The organism is Pseudoxanthomonas sp. F37, from assembly GCF_022965755.1.
In the GTDB taxonomy this organism is placed as follows: Bacteria; Pseudomonadota; Gammaproteobacteria; order Xanthomonadales; family Xanthomonadaceae; genus Pseudoxanthomonas_A.
In genome coordinates this window covers 2822130-2843696 of record NZ_CP095187.1, presented here as the reverse complement: position 1 = coordinate 2843696, position 21567 = coordinate 2822130, and the positions used below count along the sequence as shown (strand labels likewise).

Below are 21567 nucleotides of genomic sequence, written 5' to 3'. Positions count from 1 at the left end.
GGCGAAGACCGGACGGGAGCGGTTATCATCCGCTCCCGTCTTCGTTTCCGGCGTATGGAAGCCACGCCGGCCCACCTCCAACGGACATCACCACGCATGCGCATCCTGCTTGCCCGCCACGGCGAAACGCCCTGGAACGCCGAAGGCCGCTACCAGGGCCAGATCGACATCCCGCTTTCGCCGGTCGGCGAGGGTCAGGCGACTGCGCTGGGCCAGCGCCTCAAGGATGTGCGCATCGACCGCGCGGTGGCGTCGCCGCTGTCGCGTGCGCAGCTGACGGCGCGGCTGGCCCTGGGCGACGCGCGTGCCGACATGCTGCAGACCGATGCCGACCTGCAGGAGATCGCCCACGGCGAATGGGAAGGGCTGTTGGCCAGCGAGATCCAGCAGAAGGACCCGGCCCGCCTGCTGGCCTGGCGGGAGGAGCCCGAAAACGTGCTGATGCCGGGCGGCGAATCGCTGCGCCAGGTGCTGGACCGTTCCTGGCGCGGCCTGGCGCGTGCAACGGAAGGCCTGGGCGAGGACGACACGTTGCTGGTGGTCGCCCACGACGCCGTCAACCGCGTCCTGCTGTGCCGCATCCTGGGCCTGCCGATCGCCCGGCTGTGGACGTTCCGCCAGGCGCCCACCACGCTCAACCTGCTGGAAGGTCCCTCGGTGGAGCAACTGGAAGTCGTGCGCCTGAACGACTGCGCGCACCACACCCCGTTCTTCGGCGAAGCCAAGCACCGGGCGCTGTAACGCCGTCGAGGGCCCGCATGGCGCTTACCGATCTTCCGCAGTGGCTGGCCTACATCGAGCAGCAGCACCCCAAGTCCATCGACATGGGCCTGGAGCGCGTGCGCGATGTCGCCGCGCGGATGGCGCTGGGCAGGCCGGCCGTGCGCGTGATCACCGTCGGCGGCACCAACGGCAAGGGCTCCACCGTGGCCTTCATCGAGGCCATCGCGCGCGCCGCGGGCTGGAAGGTGGGCGCCTACACCTCGCCGCACCTGCTGCGCTACAACGAACGCGTGCGCATCAATGGCGCCGAAGCCGATGACGCGTCGCTGGTGGCGGCGTTCGAAGCGGTCGAAGCCGCGCGCGGCGACACGCCGCTGACGTATTTCGAATTCGGCACGTTGGCCGCGCTGTGGCTTTTCGAACGCGCGGGCCTGGACCTGGCGGTGCTGGAAGTCGGCCTGGGAGGACGGCTGGATGCCGTGAACCTGGTCGATGCCGATGTGGCCGTGATCACCACGGTCGATATCGACCACACCGACTGGCTGGGTGCGGACCGCGAGGTCATCGGCGCCGAGAAGGCCGGTATCGCCCGTGCCTGGAAGCCGCTGGTGCTGGGGGAAGTGGACTCGCCTTCCAGCGTGCTGCGCCATGCCTACGCCATCGGCGCGAACGCGCTCAGGCTGGGCAGCGACTTCTTCCACGAGCCCATCGACAGTGGTCACTGGCGCTGGCGTGAAGTCGGCGCGGAACTGGTGTTGCCGATGCCCGTGCTGTCGGCCCCGGCCCAACGGGCGAACGCTGCCAGCGCGATCGCCGCATTGCGCGCGCTGCCGGGCGAGGCGATTCCCGACGAGGCCTTCGCGCAGGGCGTGGCCCGTGCCACGCTCCCGGGGCGCTTGCAACGCGTGTCGCAGGGCCAGGTGGACGTGGTGCTCGACGTCGGCCACAACCCGCAGGCGGCACGCGAGTTGGCCGCGTGGCTGCAGGCGCATCCTGCCGCGGGCCAGACGCATGTCGTGTTCGCGGCGCTGGCCGACAAGGACGTGAGGTCCGTCGTGGACGCGTTCGCGGGCATGCCATTGCAATGGCATCTGGCGGGGCTGGATGCGGGGCCGCGGGCGCAGTCCGCCGATCAGCTCGCCGCCCGGCTCGAGGGAACCGTCGCCGCGCGGGCGGCCCGCCATCGGCGCGTGGAAGACGCCTTGGCGGCCGCATTGGCCGCTGCGCGTGACGGCGACCGCGTGCTGGTGTTCGGTTCGTTCCTTGCCGTGGCCGCCGCGCTGCAGGCGCTGCATTCAGGTCGATGACGGGGAGCGGCGGGAGCCGCGCCGTATAATCGCCGCGGCATTCCCGCCGCCTCTGCCCTGGACCTGGATGGATACCGCCCTGAAACAGCGCCTGATCGGCGCCGTCGTGCTGGTCGCGCTGGCCGTCATCTTCCTTCCCATGCTGGTCAAGGGACCGGCACCCGACAGTGGCGTGTCCGACGTGCCGCTCGAGGTGCCCGCTGCGCCCGGTGGCGAATACGAAACGCGCGAGTTGCCCCTGGTCACGCCCGGCAGTGCGCCGGCCAAGGGCGCGGTCGGACTGGACGGTCAGGGGGCTGCGCCTGCTGCCGAACCGGCGCCCGCCGAAGGCGCGCTGCAGCCGCCGGCGACAGCAGGCGGCGATTTCGCCGTCAGCTTCGGCGCCTATGCCACCCAGGCCGATGCGGACGCCGTATTGGCCCGCGTGAAGCAGGCCAGGCTGCCCGGCTTCGTCGAACCCGCCACCATCAACGGCAAGCCGGCATTCCGCGTGCGGGTCGGACCGTACGCGGATCGTGCGCAGGCCGAGGCGGCGCGGCTGGATGCGATCAAGGTGCGCGGCGACGTCAACGCGCAGGTGGTCACGCTGGACGCGGCGGCACCCGCTGGCACGCCCGTGCCGGCACCGGCGCCCTCCATCGCGACCGCCACGCCGTCCACGCCGGCCGTGACCACCCAGGCGCTCCCGCCCGAGCCGGCCAAGCCGGTGACCAGGCCCGCGCCCACCGAAACCAAGCCGGTCGCCGCCGAGACGAAGCCGGCCACCCCGGTCACCCGGCCTGCCGCGCCCGCCCCCAAACCGGCAGCGCCGTCCACGCCCGCCGCCTCCGGCGTGGGCTATGCCGTGCAACTGGGTGCGTTCTCCAATGCGGGTGATGCGAATGCCCTGCGCGACCGGGTGCGCGCCGCCGGCTTCAGCGCCTTCGTCGAGCAGGTGCGCACCGACAAGGGCACGCTCAGCCGCGTGCGCGTGGGACCGGTGGCCGACCGTGCCGAGGCCGATCGCCTGAAGACCCAGGTGGCCGCGAAGGTCGGCATCGACGGCATGGTGCGTCCGCACCCTTGATGCCGGCCCCCGTCGCCGTGGCCGGAGGGCGTGCCGCGTGAGTGCGCTCGATCTGACCCTGCTCGCCATCATCGGCGTCTCGACGCTGTTCGGGCTGATGCGCGGCTTCATCGGGGCGCTCGCTTCGGTCCTGGCCTGGTTGCTGGCCGGGTGGGTGGCGTTCCACTACGGCGGCGAAGTCGCCGCCTGGCTTTCCGATGACGGTCCGCCGGGATCGGCCGACCTGCTGGGCGGCTACGCGCTCAGCTTCGTCGTGGTCATGGTGGTGGTGGGCGTGACGGGCTGGCTGGTGCGCAAGATGGTCACCTCGGTCGGGCTGTCGGGCGTGGACCGGATGCTGGGCCTGGTGCTCGGACTGGCGCGTGGTGCGCTCATCGCCTGCGTCGTACTGTTGCTGGCGGCCTTCACCGATCTGCCGCGTGAACCTGAATGGAAACGTTCCTCCGTCGTGCCGGTGCTGCTGCCGGGCGCGCAGTGGCTTTCACGCGGGTTGCCGGAATGGACCGTGCAGGAACTGGACTTTGGCAACGGCGTTCCGGCGGGCGATAATGCGCGCCTGCACCCCTTGCCCCTGCCGCTGGACGAATCCGGCGCCCCGCAGGAGCGCGTCCCCCCTGCAGCTTCGCCCGAGTCGAAACCGGAGTAGGTCACCATGTGCGGCATCGTCGGAATCGTCGGCAACCAGAACGTTGCCGGCCAGCTTTATGACGGGCTGACCGTCCTCCAGCACCGCGGCCAGGACGCCGCCGGCATCGCCACCGCCGACGGCACGCGCCTGCGCGTGCACAAGGACAACGGGCTGGTGCGGGACGTGTTCAACGCCAAGGCCATGAGCGTGCTGGAAGGGCGCGTGGGCATCGCCCACTGCCGCTATCCCACCGCCGGTTCCGAAGGCATGGACGAAGCGCAGCCGTTCTACGTGAACTCGCCGTACGGCATCGCGCTGGCGCACAACGGCAACCTGATCAACACCGATGCGCTGCGCCAGGACGTGTTCGCGCAGGACCGCCGCAACATCAACACCGACTCGGACAGCGAAGTGCTGCTGAACGTGTTCGCCCACGAACTGGACCTGCAGCGCACGCTCAGTCCCGAGACCGCCATCCGCGCCGTGGCCGGCGTGCATCGGCGCGTGAAGGGTGGCTATGCCGTCGTCAGCGTGGTGCTGGGCCTGGGCCTGGTGGCGTTCCGCGATCCGCACGGCATCCGTCCGCTGGTGCTGGGCAAGCGCGAACACAGCGAAGGCACCGAGTACATCGTCGCCTCCGAATCCGCAGCGCTGGACATCCTGGGCTTCACCCGCATGCGCGACGTGCAGCCGGGCGAGGCCATCGTCATCACCGCGCGGGGCGAACTGTTCAGCGAGACCGTCGCCGAGCCGCAGGAGCATGCGCCCTGCATCTTCGAGTACGTGTACTTCGCGCGTCCGGACTCGATGATCGACAACGTCTCGGTGCACAAGGCGCGCATGCGCATGGGCGTGAAGCTGGGCGAGAAGATCCTGCGCCTGCGTCCGGACCACGACATCGACACCATCATCCCCATCCCGGACACCTCGCGCGACGCGGCCCTGGAAATCTCCAACGTGCTGGGCGTGAAGTACCGGGAAGGCTTCATCAAGAACCGCTACGTGGGCCGCACGTTCATCATGCCGGGGCAGGGCGAGCGGGTGAAGTCGGTGCGCCGCAAGCTGAACCCGATCAACCTGGAATTCCGCAACCGCGTGGTGCTGCTGGTGGACGACTCCATCGTGCGCGGCACCACCTCCAAGCAGATCGTGCAGATGGCGCGCGATGCCGGTGCGCGCAAGGTCTACCTGGCCAGCGCCGCGCCGCCGGTGCGCCACCCCAACATCTACGGCATCGACATGCCGGCGGCCGACGAACTGGTGGCGCACGGTCGCAGCGTGGAAGAGATCGAGAAACTGCTCGGCTGCGACTGGCTGATCTACCAGGACCTGGAAGACCTGGAGGCCGCCGTGCGCGAGGGCAACCCGAACCTGCCGCGCTTCGATTCGTCCTGCTTCGACGGCCAGTACGTCACCGGCATCGAGCCCGGTTATTTCGAGCGCATCGAGCAGATGCGCTCGGACGAGGCCAAGCGCAAGCGCCGCGTCGGCTGATCCGGCAGGCACCGCATGGCCACGCTGTTCGAGGCCGCGCGCGCCTGCCTGGCGGCGGCCGATGTGGATGAGAAGGTCGGACTGACCCGGCGCTATGCGGACGCGTTCCGGCGCGGCGAACTGCAGGCTCCCGACGATGCGCCGGCACCGGATCCGATCCGCATGCCCGGTCGCCCGGCGAAGCCGGCGCTGGTGCACCCGCGCGACCTGCCCCGCCGCGGACTGGGCAGCGTGCAGGGCCGCGCCGCCTTCATCCACGCCATCGCGCACATCGAGCTCAACGCCATCGATCTGGCGTGGGATGCGGTGTACCGCTTCCGCGGGCTGCCGACGGCGTTCTACGCCGACTGGGTGCAGGTGGCGCACGACGAATCGCGCCATTTCGTGCTGCTGCGCGACCGCCTGCGCGAACTCGGCCACGACTACGGCGACTTCGACGCGCACAACGGCCTGTGGGAAATGACCGAGAAGACCGCGCACGATGGCCTGGCGCGGATGGCGCTGGTGCCGCGCGTGCTGGAAGCGCGTGGGCTGGACGTGACGCCCGGCATGATCGTGAAGCTGCGCGAGCTGGGCGACGAGGCCACCGTCGCGATCCTGGACCTCATCCTCCGCGAGGAAGTCGCGCACGTGGCGGCGGGTTCGCGCTGGTACCGGTGGTACTGCGAGCGGCGCGGCGTCGAGCCGCGCGCGCGTTTCCGCGAGTTGCTGAAGCAATATGCCGGCGGCTACCTGCACGGCCCGTTCAACATCCAGGCGCGGCTGTTGGCCGGCTTCGACGAGGACGAGCTGGCCGCCCTGGAAGCCCCCCAGCCCGCCCCCTTGCCGCCAGCGCCGTAGGAGCGGGCCATGCCCGCGATGCTCTCGCCCACCCGCGCGCAAAAGCATCGCGCCCATGGGGCGCTCCTACAGCGCTTCCAGAGCTTTTCCAGCATGAAGAGCCCACGGGCTGCACCCTCGCCACCAGCGTTGTAGGAGCGGGCCATGCCCGCGATGCTCTTGCCCACCCGCGCGCAAAGCATCGCGCCCATGGGACGCTCCTACAGCGTTTCCAGAGCTTTTCCAGCATGAAGAGCCCACGGGCCGCCCCTCGCCACCGGCGCTGTAGGAGCGGGCCATGCCCGCGATGCTCTCGCCCACCCGCGCGCAAAGCATCGCGCCCATGGGGCGCTCCTACAGCGCTTCCAGAGCTTTTCCTGCACGAAGAGCCCACGGGCCGCCCCCCCGCCGCCGACGTTGTAGGAGCGCCCCATGCCCGCGATGCTCTTTGCCCACCCGTGCGCAAAGCATCGCGCCCATGGGGCGCTCCTACAGCGCTTCCAGAGCTTTTCCGGCACGAAGAGCCCACGGGCCGCCCCCTCGCCACCAGCGTTGTAGGAGCGGGCCATGCCCGCGATGCTCTTGCTCACCCGCGCGCAAAGCATCGCGCCCATGGGCGCTCCTAGCGGAGCTGTTCCAGCGCCATCCCATCGGGCTCCACGCGCAACACCGAGCCCTGTTCGTACCAGTCGCCCAGCACGATGCGGCGGCAGGCGCGACCACCGACAGAGAGATCGTGGATCGCAGGGCGGTGGGTATGGCCGTGGATCAGCGTGTCGATGCCGAACCGGGCCAGCGTGGCGTCCACGGTCTCCGGCGCAACGTCGGTCAAGGTTTCGAACTGCGCCTTGTCGTCCCGCTTCAGGCCGCCCTGGTGCGCGGCGCTGGCGGCGCGTGCCTGGGCCGCGAAGGCCAGCCGTGCGGCCAGCGGCTGCGCCAGGAACTGTGCCTGCCAGGCCGGTTGGCGTGTCTGCGCGCGGAAAGCCTGGTAGGCCGTGTCGCTGGTGCACAGCAGATCGCCGTGCATCAGGATCGCCGGCCTGCCGTACAGCATGACCACCGCGGGGTCCGGCAGGATGCGCATGCCGGCGCGCCGGGCGAAGGTTTCGCCCAGCAGGAAATCGCGGTTGCCGCGGATGAAGAACACCGGTACGCCGGCATCGGCCACCTCGCGGATGCGGGCCGCGACATAGGCACCGGTCTCGGAGGGGTCGTCATCGCCCACCCAGGCCTCGAACAGGTCGCCGAGGATGTACAGCGCGTCGGCTGCCATGGCCTGGCGCTGCATGAACGCACCGAACAGTTCGGTCACGGCCGGCCGCTCGGCGTCCAGATGCAGGTCGGAGATGAAAAGCGTGGTCATGCACTGATTCTAAGCCCTCTCCACCGGGCTTCCTCCATCGACAGACCGTCCTGGCGACTCGCCGGGCGGGCGCAGCGTGGGGCGTTCGGGCCGGGGAGCGCGGCAGAACCGTCGCGGCGCGGTAAAATTGCGGGATTCCGCACATGAGCTTCCCCATGGCCTGCCGTACCCGTTTCGCTCCCAGTCCCACCGGTTACCTGCACATCGGCGGCGCCCGCACGGCGCTGTACTGCTGGCTGGAAGCGCGCCATCGCGGCGGCGAGTTCATCCTGCGCATCGAGGACACCGACCGCGAGCGCAGCACCCAGGCCGCCATCGACGCGATCCTGGAGGCGATGGACTGGCTGGGCCTGGGCTATGACGAAGGCCCGGTCTACCAGACCCATCGCGTCGAGCGCTACCGCGAGGTGGCCGAACAGCTGGTCGCCGACGGCAAGGCCTACTACGCCTACGAGACGCGCGAGGAACTGGACGCCATGCGCGAGGCGGCGATGGCCAAGCAGGAGAAGCCGCGCTACAACGGCGCCGCACGCGAGCAGGGCCTGCCGTACCGCGACGACCCCAACCGCGTCATCCGTTTCAAGAATCCGCTGGACGGCGTGGTTGCCTTCGACGATCTGATCAAGGGCCGCATCGAGATCGCCAACAGCGAGCTGGACGACATGGTGATCTTCCGTCCGGACGGCTACCCCACGTACAACTTCGCCGTGGTGGTGGACGACTGGGACATGGGCATCACCGAGGTGATCCGCGGCGACGACCACATCAACAACACCCCGCGCCAGATCAACATCTACGAAGCGCTGGGCGCGCCGGTGCCCAAGTTCGCGCACATGCCGATGATCCTGGACGAGCAGGGCGCCAAGCTGTCCAAGCGCACCGGTGCGGCCGACGTGATGCAGTACAAGGACGCGGGCTACCTGCCGCACGCGCTGATCAACTACCTGGCGCGGCTGGGCTGGTCGTACGGCGACCAGGAACTGTTCACGCGGCAGGAACTGATCGACCTGTTCGAGGTGAAGGACGTGAACTCCAAGGCCGCGCGCCTGGACATGGCCAAGCTCGGCTGGGTGAACCAGCACTACCTGAAGACGGACGCGCCCGCGGACGTCGCGCCGCACCTGGTCTACCAGCTGCAGAAGCTGGGCGTGGACCTGTCCACCGGCCCGGCACCGGCCGACGTGGTGGTCGCCCTGCGCGACCGCGTGCAGACGCTGAAGGAAATGGCGGAAAAGGCGTTGGTCTGGTACCGGCCGCTGGCCGTGTACGACGATGCCGCGGTGGCCAAGCATCTGGGGGCCGCCGCCCATGCGCCGTTGGCCCAGGCCCGCGAGCAGCTGGCCGCGCTGGCGGACTGGACGGCCGAAAGCGTGTCGGCGGCGCTGCACCAGGCCGCGACGGCGCTGGAACTGGGCATGGGCAAGGTGGCGCAGCCGCTGCGCGTGGCCATCACCGGCACCCAGGTCAGCCCCGACATTTCGCATACCGTCTATCTGGCCGGTCGTGAGGAAGCCTTGAAACGCATCGACGCCGCACTCATCAAATGCGGTACGTCCGCCTGAATCCGGATCGCTTATGAGCAACGCCCACGCCTGCACCGACCCGCACCACCACGTCCACGACGCCCAGGCGTTCGTGGCGGCGGTGGAGCATGCGTGCCAGGAGCGTGGCCTGCGGCTGACGCCGATCCGCGCGCGCGTGCTGCAGCTGATCGCCGAAGCCGGCAAGCCGGTGAAGGCGTACGAACTGCTGGAGTGGGTGCGTGCCACCAAGGGCGTCGGCGCCGACGCACCGCCGACGGTGTATCGCGCGCTGGACTTCCTGATGGCCAACGGTTTCGTGCACAAGCTGGAATCGGTGAACGCCTTCGTCGCCTGCCATCACCCCAACAGCGCGCAACACTCGGTGCCGTTCCTCATCTGCGACCGTTGCCACAGTGCGGTGGAGCTGGAAGACCGCGACGTGGTGGCCGCCCTGGATGCGCGCGCCAAGGCGCTGGGTTTCCAGCCGCAGGCGCAGACGCTGGAAGTGCATGGGTTGTGCGCGCGCTGCGCGGCGGCGTGAGGGTTGAGCTGTTGTAGGAGCGACGTGAGTCGCGACCGCAGACCTGCAGCGCATTGAATCCTTGTCGCGCGCGGGGGATGGCGCCATCGCCCGACGGTGTGCGAAGCCGGTTTGGATATCTAGCGACGGACGCCTTGTGGTCGCGACTTGCGTCGCTCCTGCAGTCGCATCGACATGCTTCTCAGGCCGCTGCCGCTACCGCCCTCGGTGAGCGCTCCCGGATCGGCAGGTTCGCCGCCGCTGCGACCAAGGCCAACGCCATGTCGACGTACCACATCCACGTGTAGTCGCCGAAGCGTTCCAGCGCCAGGCCGCCCAACCATGCACCGAAGAAGCCGCCGATCTGGTGCGACAGCAAGGTCAGTCCGAACAGCGTACCCAGGTAGCGCGGACCGAACAGCTTGCCGACCAGGCCCGCCGTCGGCGGCACCGTCGCCAGCCAGGTGAAACCCAGCGCGGCCGCAAAGACGTAGAACGTCAGCGGTGTCGGCGGTGCCATCAGGTAGAGCGCGATCATCACCGCGCGGCTGGCGTACATCGCCGCGAGTATCCATTTCATGCGCATCCGCTGGCCCAGCGCGCCCGCGACCAGGCTGCCGGCCACGTTGAACAGGCCGATCAGCGCGATCGATACGGCCGATACGCTGGGCGACAGGCCGCACAGGGCGATTTCGCCGGGCAGGTGGGTCACCAGGAACGCGATGTGCACACCGCAGGTGAAGAAGCCCAGGTGCAGCATCCAGTAGCTGCGGTCGCGCAGGGCCACCGCGAGCTGTCGCTTCAGCGTGATGTCGCCGATGGCGGTCGCGGTGTGGGGGGCGGCCACGGGCGTGGCCTTCCTCCGCAGCGGAAGCGCCAGCGGGATCGCCAGCAGCGAGGCGACCGCCAGCGCGTACATCGCGCTGGCCCAGCCCGCGAACGCGATGACGGCCTGCACCAGCGGCGCGAATACGAACTGCCCCAGCGAGCCGCCCGCATTGATGAAGCCGGCGGCGAACGAGCGTTTTTCCGGCGCCAGCTGCTGGGCGGTGGCGCCGATCAGGATGGAGAAGCTGCCGGCACCCGCGCCCGCGGCCGTCAGCACGCCGAGCGTGAACATCAGCCCCCAGGGCGAGGTCAGGTGCGGCGTGAGCGCAAGCCCCAACGCCAGCAGCAGCGCGCCGAGCACCAGCACGCCGGTCGAGCCGCGCTTGTCGGCGATGGCGCCGAACACGGGCTGCACGGCGCCCCAGGTGAACTGGCCGATCGCCAACGCGAAGCTGATGGCCGCGATGCCGATGCCGGTGTCCCGGTGGATCGGCGCAACGAACAGGCCCGTCGTCTGGCGCGCGCCCATGGTGATCATCAACGTCGCCGCAGCGGTGAGCAGCAGGCCCCAGTGCATGCGCGGCGGCGTGGTGCTGGCCGCGTTCATGCGGCGTGCCCCAGATGGTGCCGCAGCAGCTCGTCCAGGTGGTCCAGGTCGCGGTGCAGCCGGGCGATGCCGGCCTCGCCCAGCATCGTGTCGATGGCCGCCTGCGCGCGCCGCCACCGGGGTCTGGCCGCGGCCAGCCGGTCGCGGCCCGACGCCGTCACCGTGACCATGCGCTGGCGCGCGTCGCGCCCGCGGACGGCTTCCACCAGGCCGGCTTCCACCAGGGGCGACAGATTGCGGGTAAGCGTGGTGCGGTCCATGCCCAGTTCGTCGGCCAACTCACCCAGCACGCGCGGTTCGCGCTCGCTGCGGCGCAGGATGGAGTACTGGTTGAGGCTCAGGCCGACCGGGGCGAGTTCATGGTCGTACACCTGCGTCATCCGGCGGCTGGCGCGGCGCAGACGGAAGCAGGTGCACGGGCTGGGCGTGGAGGGGCCGGGTGGCGGCGTCATCGAAGTCGCAGGGGAGGGGAGTGAGGCCATTATGTGTATATGCACATAATGGCCGTCAAGAAGGGCGGCTGCCTTGCCGGCCAGCCGCCCGGGGGAGAGACGCGGCGCTGGATCAGAAGTAGGCGCGGATGCCGAAGGCCACGCCGCGGCCCGGCAGCGGCGCGTAGTCGCGCAGCAGCGAGGTATGCGGCCGGGCTTCCTCGTCGGTCAGGTTGCTGCCGTCCAGGAACACCTCCCAGCTGGAGGCCGGGCGGTCCCAGCGGTAGGCCACGTGCGCGTCGACCAGCGTGTAGCCGTCGCTGGGCTCCTCGTTCTGCGCCACGTCGTCCTGCTTGCTGTAGCGCACCGCGCCCAGCGAGGCGCGCCAGCCGCCCAGCGACCAGCCCAGGTCCGCACCGACGCGCATCGGCGAGATGCGGGGCAGGTAGCCGCCCTGCGCGATGTCGACCTCGTAGCCATGCGTGTGGTCGCCGTGCGGCACCTCGAAGGCCACGGTGCGCAGGCCGCTGCCATCCAGCTCCGCACGCACGTAATCGCCGTACAGGCGCAGGTCCCAGGCGCCGGCGGCGGTGTCGGCCAACTGGATCTTCGCTTCGGCCTCGGCGCCGGTGAAGGTGGCGTCGTCCTGCGTCCACAGGCGCACCGGATAGCCTTCTTCTTCCACGCCGGTATCGGTGAGGTAGATGAAGTCCTTGAACCGGGTCTGGTAGACGGCCAGCTTCAGGTCGACGCGGTCGGTGTGCCAGTGCGCACCGATCTCGGCGCGCACGCCCTTTTCCGTATCCAGCGATGCATCGCCGATCTCGATGGACTGGGTGGCCACGTGAGTGCCGCCGGCGAACAGTTCCTCGTTGGTCGGCGCGCGCTCGGACCGGTCCAGCCCGAAGCGCAGGTCGAAGCCGTCGCTCAGGCGCCAGATGGCGGCGGCCGACAGGTTGACCGCACTGAAATCGGTGGCCGCGCGGTCATCGGGCTTCAGCTTGACCTGGTCGTAGCGACCGCCCAGCTCCAGCTTCCAGGGGCCGAAATCCTTCTCCTGCACCACGAACAGGCCCAGCGTGTCGGTGACGGTGGACGGCACGAACGCCTCTTCGCCCACCGCGCTGAAATCGGTGCTGCCGAACTGCAGGCCGAAGGCGCCGCGCCAGCCGTTCCACGTCTTCTGCACCGCTTCCAGGCGGGCGTCGTAGCCCTCGTTGCTGAAGCGCGTGCCCACTTCGCCGCCTTCCAGCTCCACATGTTCGTAGTCGTTCCAGGCGGCGCGCAGGTTGATGCTCTGCAGGAACGAGACCGGTTCGTAGACGCCGGCCTTCATGTCGAAGCGGTTCTGCGTCATGTCGATGCGCACGGCGCCTTCCTCGTGCGCTTCGTCATCGTGGTCGGCTTCGCCATCGTGGTCGTGGTCTTCCTCGCCATGCACGTGGGCGCCGGCGGGGATGCCGTAGTTGCTGCGGTAGGTGCTGGCGGCCAGGCCGAAGTAGCCGCGATCGCCCAGATAGGTCGCGCCGACCGCGCCCGCGCGGGTCTTCACCGAACTGTTCGGCAGGGTGCCGTCGGGCTGCGGCTCCTCTTCGTGCTCCTCGCCTTCTTCGTGGTCGTGGAGGATGGCGACGCCGGGGATGTCGTAGTCGTCGGTGTCGCGGACCAGGCCGTCGACATGCAGCACCCAGTTCCCGCTTACGCCGTCCAGGCGGAACATGCCGGTGCGCTCGTCGTTGACGGTGTTGCCGCGCACCTCGGCGCGGCCGCTCAGCGGCTGGTCGGGAATGGATTCGGCCAGGCGTCCGTCGACCACGTTGACCGCGCCACCGATGGCGCCGCTGCCGAACAGCAGGGTGGCCGGTCCCTTCAGGACCTCGATCTGGTCGGCGAGGAAGGGCTCGATGCTGACCGCGTGGTCGGCGCTGACGGTGGAGGCATCCATCGAACCGATGCCGCCGGACAGCACCTGCACGCGCGGGCCTTCCTGGCCGCGGATGATCGGGCGGCCGACGCCCGTGCCGAAGTAGGTGGTCTGCACGCCCGGCAGCTTGGCGACGGTCTCGCCGAGGGTGCCGGCCTTGGCCTTGTCCAGGTCTTCGCCGTACAGCACGTCCACCGGGGTGGCGACGGACTCCGCATTGCCCTTCAGCGGCGAAGCAGTCACCACCACGGCCTCCAGGTCCTTGGTCTTGGAGTCGCTGGCGGTCTCGGCGAAGGCGGCAGGCGAGGCCAAGGCCAGGGCCAGGGCCAGGGCGGTGGCGAGCAGGCAGGGGGCGGGGCGGCGGGGGGAGAGCATGGGCACGGATTCACTCATGTGGGGGTAACGAATGATGTTATATTATACCAATAGCAACAATATAACCCTCCCGAAAGTCATACTTGCCGCCATGAAGCCTTCGTTCCGCCACCTGCTCGATCGTCTGGGCGCCGCCGGCTCCCTGGTCTGCGCGCTGCACTGCGCCCTTGTGCCGTTGGCGTTGGCGCTGGCGCCGTCGCTGGGCCTGTCGCTGTGGCTGGGGGAAAGCCTGGAGGAGATCTTCGTGGTGTTCGTCACGGTGCTGGGCGCCTTCAGCCTGATCTGGGGCTACCGCCGGCACCGCGTGTTCCGCGCGCTGGGCATGCTGCTGGCGGGCCTGGCGGCGCTGTGGGTGGGGGTGCTGTATCCGCCGCTGCATGCCTCGGTGGTGCCGCATGCCATCGTGATGACCGTGGGCGGCACGCTGGTGGGCCTGGCCCATCTGCTGAACCTGCGCCTGAATCATTGGCACGTCCACGACGCCAGCTGCGCACACTAGGCCCTTCCTCCAGGACCGGCGGCGGGCCCGGAGGGGCCCGCTGTGGTAGGCTTTGCGGCCTCGCGCGCGGCGCCCCCGAGCTGTGGATGCCCGCGCATCGCCCCGTCCAGGGCGGACTTTTCAATGAATCAGGAGAACAAAGATGGGCAAGGGTGATCGCAAGACGGCCAAGGGCAAGCGCTATTCGTCCAGCTACGGCAATGCGCGCAAGCACGCCGTGGCCAAGGCCGGCGTGGCGGCTACCGCCACCGCCAAGAAGTCGGTGGTGAAGGCGCCGGCGAAGAAGGCCGTGGCCAAGAAGGCTGTCGCCAAGGCGTGACGCCATGCGCACCGGCACGGCCGGTTGCGACAGGAAACCCCGGCCATCGCCGGGGTTTTCGTTTTCTAGGCGGCGACGATGACACGGCCGCCGACATGGACGGCCGACACCAGGTCGCCCCCCAGCCAGTAGGCCAGCTGTGCCGGTTGGCCGATGCGCCAGCGCACGAAGTCCGCTCGCTGTCCGGCCGCAAGACGCCCCCTGTCGGCCAGGCCCAGCGCCCGGGCCGCGTGCACGGTGGCGCCGCGCAGCGCCTCCTCCGGCGTCAGACGGAAATGGGTGCAGGCCAGCGACATGGCCAGCCGCAGCGACTGCAGGGGCGAGGTGCCGGGATTGCAGTCGGTGGCCACCGCCATCGGCACGCCCTGCGCGCGGAACGCCTCCAGCGGCGGCAGTCGGGTCTCGCGCAGCACGTGGAAGGCGCCGGGCAGCAGCACGGCGACGCTGCCGGAGCGCTTCAACGCCGCCACGCCAGCCTCCGAGGTGTACTCGACATGGTCCGCGGACAGGCCATCGAAGCCGGCCACCAGCGCCGCGCCGCCGCCGTCGCTCAGCTGGTCGGCATGCAGTTTCACCGGCAGGCCGAGCGCGCGGGCGGTTCCGAACACGCGCTGCGTCTGCCCGGCCGTGAATCCGATGCGCTCGCAGAACGCATCCACCGCATCCACCAGGCCCTCCGCGTGCAGGGCGGGCAGCCAGCGGCACACGGCATCGATGTAGTCGTCTGCGCGTCCGGCGAACTCCGGCGGCAGTGCATGCGCGCCCAGGAAGGTGGTACGGACCGCGATGCCGAGCGCATCGCCGATCCGGCGCGCCACGCGCAGCATCTTGCGCTCGTTGTCCAGGTCCAGCCCGTAGCCGGACTTGATCTCCAGCGTGGTCACGCCGTCGTCGCGCAGCGCGCGTGCGCGCGGCAGCGATTGCGCCAACAGCTCGTCTTCGCTGGCGGCGCGGGTGGCGCGCACGGTCGAGACGATGCCGCCGCCGCCGCGTGCGATGTCTTCGTAGCTTGCCCCCTGCAGGCGCTGCTCGAACTCACCGGCGCGGTCGCCGCCGAACACCACGTGGGTGTGGCAGTCGACCAGGCCGGGCGTCACCCATTCGCCCTGCGCGTCCACGATGTCATCGGCCAGCGACGCGGGGGGCGCCGGCAGGTCCGCACGGTGGCCCGCGAAGACGAGCACGCCGTCGCGCCAGCCCAGCGCGCCGTCTTCGATCGCGCCATAGCCCGCATCGCCGGCCAGGGTGACCAGGCGTGCGTTGACCAGCAGGCCGTCCCAGCGCGTGTCCACGTCAGTCGCCCCCGCCGCCATCGCCCGCATCGGACGCGCACCCGCCATCGCCGTGCGTGGCGGGCACGGGGTCGGTCGCGCTTTCGCCCGCACCCTCGGCGGCACGGCCCGCATTTTTCTTCGCCTGCAGCGCGATGAAGACCACCATCAGCGCGATGGCGACGGCGACCAGTGAAAGGACGATGGCAAGCATGGAGGTGGGCGACCTGCGCGGGCGTGTCTTGGCGTGGGTGACGCGGTAGCCTAACGCACCCCGTCGCCGCCGCAAGCACCGCCATGCCGAACACCGATCCCCTTGCTGGCCAGATCGTCGCCACCGACGCCGGCTGGCGCGTGCCGGGCATCGCCAACCTGCATTCGCACGCCTTCCAGCGGGCCATGGCGGGACTGGCCGAGCACCAGACCCACCCGGAAGACAGCTTCTGGACCTGGCGCGAGATCATGTACCGCTTCGCCGCGCGGATGACGCCGGAGAGCACCTACGCGGTGGCGGCGCAGCTGTACGCCGAAATGCTGGAAGCCGGCTACACGCATGTGTGCGAGTTCCACTACGTGCACCATCGGCCCGACGGCACGCCGTACGAAGACCCCGCGGCCATGTCCAGGGCGCTGGTGGCCGCCGCCCGCGATACCGGCATCCGCATGACCCTGCTGCCGGTGCTGTACATGACAGGCGGCTTCGATGGTCGCGCGCTGTCGGCGCGCCAGCAGCGCTTCGGCCACGATGTGGACGGATTCCTCCGCCTGCTCGACACCCTGCGCCCGCTACAGGATGAATCGCTGCGCGTGGGCTGCGCGTTCCACAGCCTGCGGGCCGTGCCGGAAGCGGCGATGCGCCAGGTGCTGGTGGCACTGCCGGCCGAGGCGCCCGTGCATATCCACATCGCCGAGCAGGTGGGCGAGGTGCAGGATTGCCTGGCGCTGCGCAACGCGCGCCCGGTGGAGTGGCTGTTGCGCGAGTTCGCTGTCGACCGGCGCTGGACGCTGGTGCATGCCACCCACCTGACGGACGAGGAAACGCGCGGCGTCGCCGCCAGTGGCGCCACCGTCGCGATCTGCCCCACGACGGAAGCGAACCTCGGCGACGGCCTGTTCCCGCTGCGCGACTACCTGCAGGCGGGCGGACGCTGGGGCATCGGTTCGGATTCGCATGTCTCCGTGTCGCCGGTGGAGGAACTGCGCTGGCTGGAGTACGGCCAGCGACTGGTCACACGCCATCGCAACATCGCGGTGCTGCCGGGCTCGCCCCGGGTGGGCCGCACCCTGCTGGCAGGGGTGCTGGACAGCGCCGGAGATGCCACCGGCCCCGCGCCGGATCCGCAGGACGCCGTCTGGCTGGATGCGGACGCCCCGGTGCTGGCCGGTGCCACCCCGGAGGACCTGGTGGACCGCTGGCTGTTCGCAGGCAACCGGCGGCTGGTCCGATCGGTCCGGGTAAGCGGCCGCGACAAGGTGGTGGATGGACGCCATGTCGACCATGAGGCCATCGCGCGCCGTTACGGCGCGACGGTGCGCCGGTTGCTGGAGGACTGACGCATGCCGCGGCGGCCATCGTCCGGATCGCCGGGTTCGTCGTTACCGGCGGCCCGCCCGTCGCAGACCCGCACGCGTGGCGACCTCCTTCGACAGCATGGCGACCGACCCCTCAGGAGCACCGCCATGGCCTACGCCCATTCGCTCGCCATCACCCTGGCCGCTGCCGGCCTTACCGTCTTCACGCCCGCCCATGCGATGACCGACCAGGCCCTGGCCGGCACGGTGAAGCAACGCCTGCAGGGCGACCGCACCGGTGCCTGCATGGCGGTGGCGGTCGTGGAGGCCGGCACGGTCGCCCGCACCTACCAGTGCGCGGATCCTAAGGAGACGTCGCGCATCGGGCCCGACAGCGCGTTCGAGATCGGCTCGGTCAGCAAGACCATGACGGCGGCGCTGTTGGCCGACCTGATCGCGCAGGGCAAGGGTTCGCTGGACGATCCGCTGTCGGCCTGGCTCCCGCAGGGCACGAAGCTGCCCGACTACCAGGGCAAGCCCATCCTGCTGCGCCACATCGTCACCCACACCTCCGGCCTGCCGGCGCTGCCCTCGCGCATGGGCGCGGCCGACATGACCGATCCGTACGCGAAACTGGACGAAACGGCACTGCTCGCCTCGCTGGGCGATGTCACGCTCACCGCGGCGCCGGGCACGAAGTCCGAGTATTCCAACTTCGCCTCGATGGTGCTGTCGTACGCTGTCGCCCGCCGCGCGGGCACCGACCTGGAAACCCTGCTGAAGCAGCGGTTGTTCGCGCCGCTGGGCATGCGCCATGCCTACGTCAACGCGGCGCCGGACGGCGTGCGCGCGGCGGTGGGCCATACGCCGAACGCGCGCGCCACGCCGGCCTGGCATTTCCAGACCAATCTCGCCGGCGTGGGCGGCGTGCGCGCGACCCTCGATGACATGGTGCGCTACGTGCAGGGCCAACTGGGGGGCGGGGCCACGTCCATTTCGGCGGCGCTGCAGCGCTCGCAGCAGCAGGTATCGGATTCGCCGCCGATGGCGATGAACTGGATGCTGATGCCCGTGGGCGGGCGTACGGTGCACGTGCACGAGGGGGGTACCGGCGGCTTCTCCTCGTTCGTATCCTTCGACATCGAGAAGCAGCGTGGCGTGGTGATCCTGTCCGACACCACCTGGAATTCGATCGGCAGCCTGGGGTCCCTGGGTCTGCACCTGGTCGATGCCAGCTTTCCGCTGGGCGCGCCGCGGCATGAAGCCAGGCCGGACGGCACGCTGCTGGATGCGTTGGCAGGCGAATACGAGCTCGCGGGCGGCATGAAGATGGCGCTGCGCCGACAGGGCGACGCCCTGGAGATCCAGCCGGCCGGTCAGGGCGCGTATGCGATGGGCTACGACAGTGCGGGCGATTTCTATCCGCGCGAATTCGATGCCGTGCTGCGCCCGCGGCGCACGGCGGAAGGCCAGTCCTTCACCTGGATGCAGATGGGCGCCGCGCTGCCGGCCAAGCGCATCGATGCCGCCGCGTCGCAGCCGGCGATGAAGCCCGACGCCGCTGCCCTGCGCGACTATGAGGGCGATTACCCGCTCATGCCCGCGTTCTCGCTCGCCGTGAAGGCGCAGGGCGACACCCTGACCATCCAGGGCACCGGCCAGCCCGCGTTGCCCGTGCAGGCGGTGGAGCGCGATGTCTTCGTGATGGATGCCGTGGGCGCGGAGATCCGCTTCGAGCGCGATGCGGCCGGCAAGGTGGTCGCGCTGACGCTGAAGCAGGCGGGCCAGCAGCTGCGCGGAGAAAGGAAGTAAGCATGGAGCGGACCTACCCGCTGCGGCAGAAGCTGCCGGCCGAAGTACTGGTGGGTGGGAACGCGGTATGGAGCCGCTACCGCCAGTATCCGGTGTTCGGCCTGCGCTGGCTGATGGGCCGCAGCCTGCTGTTCTGCAGCGTGATCGCGGTGGTCGCCGCGTTCATCGGCACGGGCACCGGCGTGGCCCTGCAGGACCCCGGCATCGCGATCAGGGTCGGCATCACCCAGTTCATCGCCTTCAGCCTGATGGCGACGCTGGGCCCGGCTCTGGCCACGGCAGTGCGCCATCGCGGCTGGCCGGTCGCGTGGGAGCGCAAGGCCGTGGTGGTGGCCGTGCTGGCCGGCATGGTGCTCAGCTTCTTCGTCGACCGGGTGGCTTCGTCGTACATCGACCAACTGGTCAAACCGGAATTGGCCGCCGCCGGCCTGGCCGTCAAGCCACCGGTGCTCTCACCGGTGGTGAAGGCGATCGGACTGGCCATCAATGTGGCGGCGCTGGTGGTGATCTACGGTCTGTTCGGTGGCGGCCTGGCCCTGCGCGCGTACTTCAGTGAACATCGCCGCTGGGACGAGCACCACCATGTGCGCGAACTGAGCGCCCTGGAAAGCCGCGTGCATGAGGCGGACCTGCGCCTGGGGGTGCTGCAGGCGCAGGTGGAGCCGCATTTCCTGTTCAACACGCTGGCATCGGTCCGTGCACTGGTGCGGCAGGATCCGGCCCAGGCCGAAGCGACCCTGGATGCGCTGGTCGATTTCCTGCGCGCCACCATCCCCAAGCTGCGCGACGACCGCGGCCTGCACGCCACGCTCGGCCAGCAGCTCGACCTCTGCAGCAGCTACCTGGCACTGATGCGGGTGCGCATGGGGGGACGCCTGGACTACGCGGTGCGCGCCGACGAGGTGCTGCGTGCGGCGCCGTTTCCGCCGTCGCTGCTGATCACGCTGGTGGAGAATGCGATCAAGCACGGCATCGAACCACGGCCCGGTCCGGGGCGCATCGAGGTGGAAGCGGCGCGCGATGGCGACACCCTGCGCGTGCAGGTGCGCGACGATGGCGCCGGTCTTCAGCCTGGCCTGAGCACCGGCATGGGCCTGGCGAACGTGCGCGAACAACTGGCGGCACGCTACGGTGCGCGCGCGGCCTTCGTCCTGTCGCCGGCCGCCGAGGGTCGTGGCGTCTGCGCGGAGATCCGCGTGCCGCTGGGGCCTGCCGCATGAATGTCGTCACCGCCCTGATCGCCGAGGACGAGGCGCCGCAGCGGCGCGCGCTGCAGCAGCAGTTGCGCACGGCATGGCCGGAGCTGGAGCTGGTGGCCGTCTGTGAGGACGGACTCTCGGCGCTGGACGCCGTCACCCGGCATCGTCCGCGCGTGGCCTTCCTCGACATCCGCATGCCGGGCGTCAGCGGGCTGGACGTCGCCCGGCAGGTGGTGGCGCAGGGTGGGCTGGTCGTGTTCACCACGGCGTACGAGGACTACGCCATCCGCGCCTTCGAGGCGGGTGCGGCGGACTACCTGCTGAAGCCGGTGCAGGACGCGCGGCTGGCGCAGGCGGTGGAGCGCATGCGGGCGCGCCTGGCCGAGGCGCGCGTACCGGACATGCGCTCGCTGATCGACGACCTGGAGGCGCGCCTGCGGCCGCAGGGCGACCGCCTGATCCGCTGGATCACCGCCAGCGTCGGCGACAGCGTGCGCATGATCGCCATCGACGAGGTGCTGTTCTTCCAGGCGCAGGACAAGTACGTGCGCGTGGTGACCGCCGATGATGAAGCCATCATCCGCATGTCGTTGAAAGAACTGCTTGGCGGCCTGGATCCGGACGTGTTCTGGCAGGTGCATCGCGGGGTGCTGGTGCGCGTGCAGGCCATCGACCGCGTGCGCAAGGACGAACTGGGCCGCCACCAGCTCAGCGTGAAGGGGCGCAAGGACGTGCTGCCGGTCAGCGGCGCGTTCCAGCAGCGCTTCCGCGGGATGTGACCGCGCTCAGCCGAACAGGTCGCGGGACTTCGGCAGGGCGCCTTCCAGTTCCAGCAGGAACTGCTTGGTCGGCAGGCCGCCGCCGAACCCCGTCAGCGCACCGTCCGCGCCTATCACGCGGTGGCAGGGCAACACGATGGGCAACGGATTGCGCCCGTTCGCCGCGCCCACCGCACGCATGGCGGTGGGCCTGCCGACGCGCTGGGCCAGCTGCGCATAGCTGATCGTTTCGCCGTAGCCGATCCCTGCGAGCGTCATCCACACGGTGCGCTGGAAGTCGGTGCCGCGCGGTGCCAGGGGCAGGTCGAACACGCACCGCCTGGCGGCGAAGTAGTCGTCCAGCTGGCGCGCCGCCAGGTCGAGTACGCGATGATCGCCCGGTGTCCAACCCTCACGGTCTGCCGGATGGCGGTTGCGCGGGAATTCGATGGCATGCAGGCCCGCGTCCGTCGCGGCGAGGGTGAGTGTGCCCACGGGGCTGTCGAATTCGCGGTAGAGGATCATGGTGGGGAGCATAAGAGCGTTCGATGTAGGAGCGACATGAGTCGCGACCGCAAGAATGAAATGC

Annotated in this window: 21 protein-coding genes; 14 read left to right on the top strand and 7 right to left on the bottom strand. The window is 69.9% G+C overall.

Features of this window, described 5'->3' with window-relative positions:
* Positions 1-96: 96 nt before the first annotated feature.
* The 6 genes from MUU77_RS13410 (at position 97) to MUU77_RS13385 (ending at position 6058) form a co-directional block, all read left to right on the top strand.
* A complete protein-coding gene (locus tag MUU77_RS13410; protein ID WP_245087795.1) occupies positions 97-741 on the top strand; it encodes a histidine phosphatase family protein in 645 nt (214 codons plus the stop codon).
* Positions 742-758: 17 nt separating this feature from the next.
* Entirely contained in the window at positions 759-2030 is a 1272-nt protein-coding gene (gene folC / locus MUU77_RS13405; RefSeq protein WP_245087793.1) for a bifunctional tetrahydrofolate synthase/dihydrofolate synthase, read from the top strand.
* A 67-nt stretch (positions 2031-2097) separates the two neighbouring features.
* A complete protein-coding gene (locus MUU77_RS13400; protein WP_245087791.1) occupies positions 2098-3096 on the top strand; it encodes an SPOR domain-containing protein in 999 nt (332 codons plus the stop codon).
* 37 nt (positions 3097-3133) lie between these two features.
* Positions 3134-3742, top strand: coding sequence for a CvpA family protein (locus MUU77_RS13395; protein ID WP_245087789.1), 609 nt, complete (start codon positions 3134-3136; stop codon positions 3740-3742).
* A gap of 6 nt (positions 3743-3748) precedes the next feature.
* The gene (gene purF / locus MUU77_RS13390; RefSeq protein ID WP_245087787.1) at positions 3749-5218 is read left to right on the top strand and encodes an amidophosphoribosyltransferase; all 1470 of its coding nucleotides are present in this window, start codon (positions 3749-3751) and stop codon (positions 5216-5218) included.
* A gap of 15 nt (positions 5219-5233) precedes the next feature.
* The gene (locus MUU77_RS13385; RefSeq protein WP_245087785.1) at positions 5234-6058 is read left to right on the top strand and encodes a ferritin-like domain-containing protein; all 825 of its coding nucleotides are present in this window, start codon (positions 5234-5236) and stop codon (positions 6056-6058) included.
* A gap of 601 nt (positions 6059-6659) precedes the next feature.
* On the opposite strand, the gene lpxH is transcribed toward MUU77_RS13385, so the two are convergent.
* Positions 6660-7400, bottom strand: a complete 741-nt coding sequence (gene lpxH / locus MUU77_RS13380) for a UDP-2,3-diacylglucosamine diphosphatase (RefSeq protein ID WP_245087783.1) — start codon at positions 7398-7400, stop codon at positions 6660-6662.
* Positions 7401-7555: 155 nt separating this feature from the next.
* Between lpxH and gltX the strand changes: the two genes are divergently transcribed.
* A complete protein-coding gene (gltX, locus tag MUU77_RS13375) occupies positions 7556-8962 on the top strand; it encodes a glutamate--tRNA ligase (protein ID WP_245094497.1) in 1407 nt (468 codons plus the stop codon).
* 13 nt (positions 8963-8975) lie between these two features.
* A complete protein-coding gene (locus tag MUU77_RS13370) occupies positions 8976-9464 on the top strand; it encodes a Fur family transcriptional regulator (RefSeq protein ID WP_055941408.1) in 489 nt (162 codons plus the stop codon).
* A 181-nt stretch (positions 9465-9645) separates the two neighbouring features.
* On the opposite strand, the gene MUU77_RS13365 is transcribed toward MUU77_RS13370, so the two are convergent.
* From MUU77_RS13365 to MUU77_RS13355, 3 genes are all read right to left on the bottom strand, one after another.
* The gene (locus MUU77_RS13365; protein WP_245087781.1) at positions 9646-10878 is read right to left on the bottom strand and encodes an MFS transporter; all 1233 of its coding nucleotides are present in this window, start codon (positions 10876-10878) and stop codon (positions 9646-9648) included.
* Positions 10875-11330 carry a helix-turn-helix domain-containing protein gene (locus MUU77_RS13360; RefSeq protein WP_245087779.1) on the bottom strand — a complete coding sequence of 152 codons (456 nt, stop codon included), beginning with the start codon at positions 11328-11330 and terminating at the stop codon, positions 10875-10877. Before MUU77_RS13360 ends, MUU77_RS13365 begins: the two co-directional genes overlap by 4 nt.
* A 112-nt stretch (positions 11331-11442) precedes the next feature.
* Positions 11443-13608: a TonB-dependent receptor gene (locus tag MUU77_RS13355; RefSeq protein WP_245087777.1), complete on the bottom strand. Its 2166-nt coding sequence runs from the start codon at positions 13606-13608 to the stop codon at positions 11443-11445.
* A 91-nt stretch (positions 13609-13699) separates the two neighbouring features.
* Between MUU77_RS13355 and MUU77_RS13350 the strand changes: the two genes are divergently transcribed.
* Positions 13700-14107, top strand: coding sequence for a MerC domain-containing protein (locus MUU77_RS13350; RefSeq protein WP_245087775.1), 408 nt, complete (start codon positions 13700-13702; stop codon positions 14105-14107).
* A 142-nt stretch (positions 14108-14249) separates the two neighbouring features.
* A complete protein-coding gene (locus MUU77_RS13345; RefSeq protein WP_185895485.1) occupies positions 14250-14426 on the top strand; it encodes a 30S ribosomal protein THX in 177 nt (58 codons plus the stop codon).
* Positions 14427-14491: 65 nt separating this feature from the next.
* Here MUU77_RS13345 and hutI read toward each other — a convergent pair whose 3' ends face one another.
* Together hutI and MUU77_RS13335 are read right to left on the bottom strand one after the other, a co-directional pair.
* Positions 14492-15718, bottom strand: coding sequence for an imidazolonepropionase (gene hutI / locus MUU77_RS13340; RefSeq protein ID WP_245087773.1), 1227 nt, complete (start codon positions 15716-15718; stop codon positions 14492-14494).
* Position 15719: 1 nt separating this feature from the next.
* A complete protein-coding gene (locus MUU77_RS13335; protein ID WP_245087770.1) occupies positions 15720-15911 on the bottom strand; it encodes a hypothetical protein in 192 nt (63 codons plus the stop codon).
* An 83-nt stretch (positions 15912-15994) separates the two neighbouring features.
* Between MUU77_RS13335 and MUU77_RS13330 the strand changes: the two genes are divergently transcribed.
* The 4 genes from MUU77_RS13330 to MUU77_RS13315 all read left to right on the top strand — a co-directional run bounded on the left by MUU77_RS13330 (position 15995) and on the right by MUU77_RS13315 (position 20999).
* Positions 15995-17251 carry a formimidoylglutamate deiminase gene (locus MUU77_RS13330; protein WP_245087767.1) on the top strand — a complete coding sequence of 419 codons (1257 nt, stop codon included), beginning with the start codon at positions 15995-15997 and terminating at the stop codon, positions 17249-17251.
* A gap of 126 nt (positions 17252-17377) precedes the next feature.
* Positions 17378-19021 carry a serine hydrolase gene (locus tag MUU77_RS13325; protein WP_245087764.1) on the top strand — a complete coding sequence of 548 codons (1644 nt, stop codon included), beginning with the start codon at positions 17378-17380 and terminating at the stop codon, positions 19019-19021.
* Between the two features lie 2 nt (positions 19022-19023).
* Positions 19024-20241 (top strand): histidine kinase, encoded by a 1218-nt coding sequence (locus MUU77_RS13320; protein ID WP_245087761.1) that lies wholly within the window; start codon positions 19024-19026, stop codon positions 20239-20241.
* Positions 20238-20999 (top strand): LytTR family DNA-binding domain-containing protein, encoded by a 762-nt coding sequence (locus MUU77_RS13315; RefSeq protein WP_245087758.1) that lies wholly within the window; start codon positions 20238-20240, stop codon positions 20997-20999. Before MUU77_RS13320 ends, MUU77_RS13315 begins: the two co-directional genes overlap by 4 nt.
* A 6-nt stretch (positions 21000-21005) precedes the next feature.
* On the opposite strand, the gene MUU77_RS13310 is transcribed toward MUU77_RS13315, so the two are convergent.
* Positions 21006-21515: a methylated-DNA--[protein]-cysteine S-methyltransferase gene (locus tag MUU77_RS13310; protein WP_280640375.1), complete on the bottom strand. Its 510-nt coding sequence runs from the start codon at positions 21513-21515 to the stop codon at positions 21006-21008.
* Positions 21516-21567: the final 52 nt, after the last annotated feature.

Bases quoted from the DNA above. Each gene is read 5' to 3' on its own strand.
- MUU77_RS13365 (WP_245087781.1), bottom strand. From the start codon at position 10,878: ATGAACGCGGCCAGCACCACGCCGCCGCGCATGCACTGGGGCCTGCTG.
- MUU77_RS13370 (WP_055941408.1), top strand. From the start codon at position 8,976: ATGAGCAACGCCCACGCCTGCACCGACCCGCACCACCACGTCCACGAC.
- MUU77_RS13400 (WP_245087791.1), top strand. From the start codon at position 2,098: ATGGATACCGCCCTGAAACAGCGCCTGATCGGCGCCGTCGTGCTGGTC.
- MUU77_RS13350 (WP_245087775.1), top strand. From the start codon at position 13,700: ATGAAGCCTTCGTTCCGCCACCTGCTCGATCGTCTGGGCGCCGCCGGC.
- MUU77_RS13360 (WP_245087779.1), bottom strand. From the start codon at position 11,330: ATGACGCCGCCACCCGGCCCCTCCACGCCCAGCCCGTGCACCTGCTTC.
- MUU77_RS13320 (WP_245087761.1), top strand. From the start codon at position 19,024: ATGGAGCGGACCTACCCGCTGCGGCAGAAGCTGCCGGCCGAAGTACTG.
- MUU77_RS13315 (WP_245087758.1), top strand. From the start codon at position 20,238: ATGAATGTCGTCACCGCCCTGATCGCCGAGGACGAGGCGCCGCAGCGG.
- gltX (WP_245094497.1), top strand. From the start codon at position 7,556: ATGGCCTGCCGTACCCGTTTCGCTCCCAGTCCCACCGGTTACCTGCAC.
- MUU77_RS13330 (WP_245087767.1), top strand. From the start codon at position 15,995: ATGCCGAACACCGATCCCCTTGCTGGCCAGATCGTCGCCACCGACGCC.
- MUU77_RS13385 (WP_245087785.1), top strand. From the start codon at position 5,234: ATGGCCACGCTGTTCGAGGCCGCGCGCGCCTGCCTGGCGGCGGCCGAT.
- purF (WP_245087787.1), top strand. From the start codon at position 3,749: ATGTGCGGCATCGTCGGAATCGTCGGCAACCAGAACGTTGCCGGCCAG.
- MUU77_RS13335 (WP_245087770.1), bottom strand. From the start codon at position 15,911: ATGCTTGCCATCGTCCTTTCACTGGTCGCCGTCGCCATCGCGCTGATG.
- folC (WP_245087793.1), top strand. From the start codon at position 759: ATGGCGCTTACCGATCTTCCGCAGTGGCTGGCCTACATCGAGCAGCAG.
- MUU77_RS13310 (WP_280640375.1), bottom strand. From the start codon at position 21,515: ATGCTCCCCACCATGATCCTCTACCGCGAATTCGACAGCCCCGTGGGC.
- MUU77_RS13345 (WP_185895485.1), top strand. From the start codon at position 14,250: ATGGGCAAGGGTGATCGCAAGACGGCCAAGGGCAAGCGCTATTCGTCC.
- MUU77_RS13355 (WP_245087777.1), bottom strand. From the start codon at position 13,608: ATGCTCTCCCCCCGCCGCCCCGCCCCCTGCCTGCTCGCCACCGCCCTG.
- MUU77_RS13410 (WP_245087795.1), top strand. From the start codon at position 97: ATGCGCATCCTGCTTGCCCGCCACGGCGAAACGCCCTGGAACGCCGAA.
- MUU77_RS13325 (WP_245087764.1), top strand. From the start codon at position 17,378: ATGGCCTACGCCCATTCGCTCGCCATCACCCTGGCCGCTGCCGGCCTT.
- lpxH (WP_245087783.1), bottom strand. From the start codon at position 7,400: ATGACCACGCTTTTCATCTCCGACCTGCATCTGGACGCCGAGCGGCCG.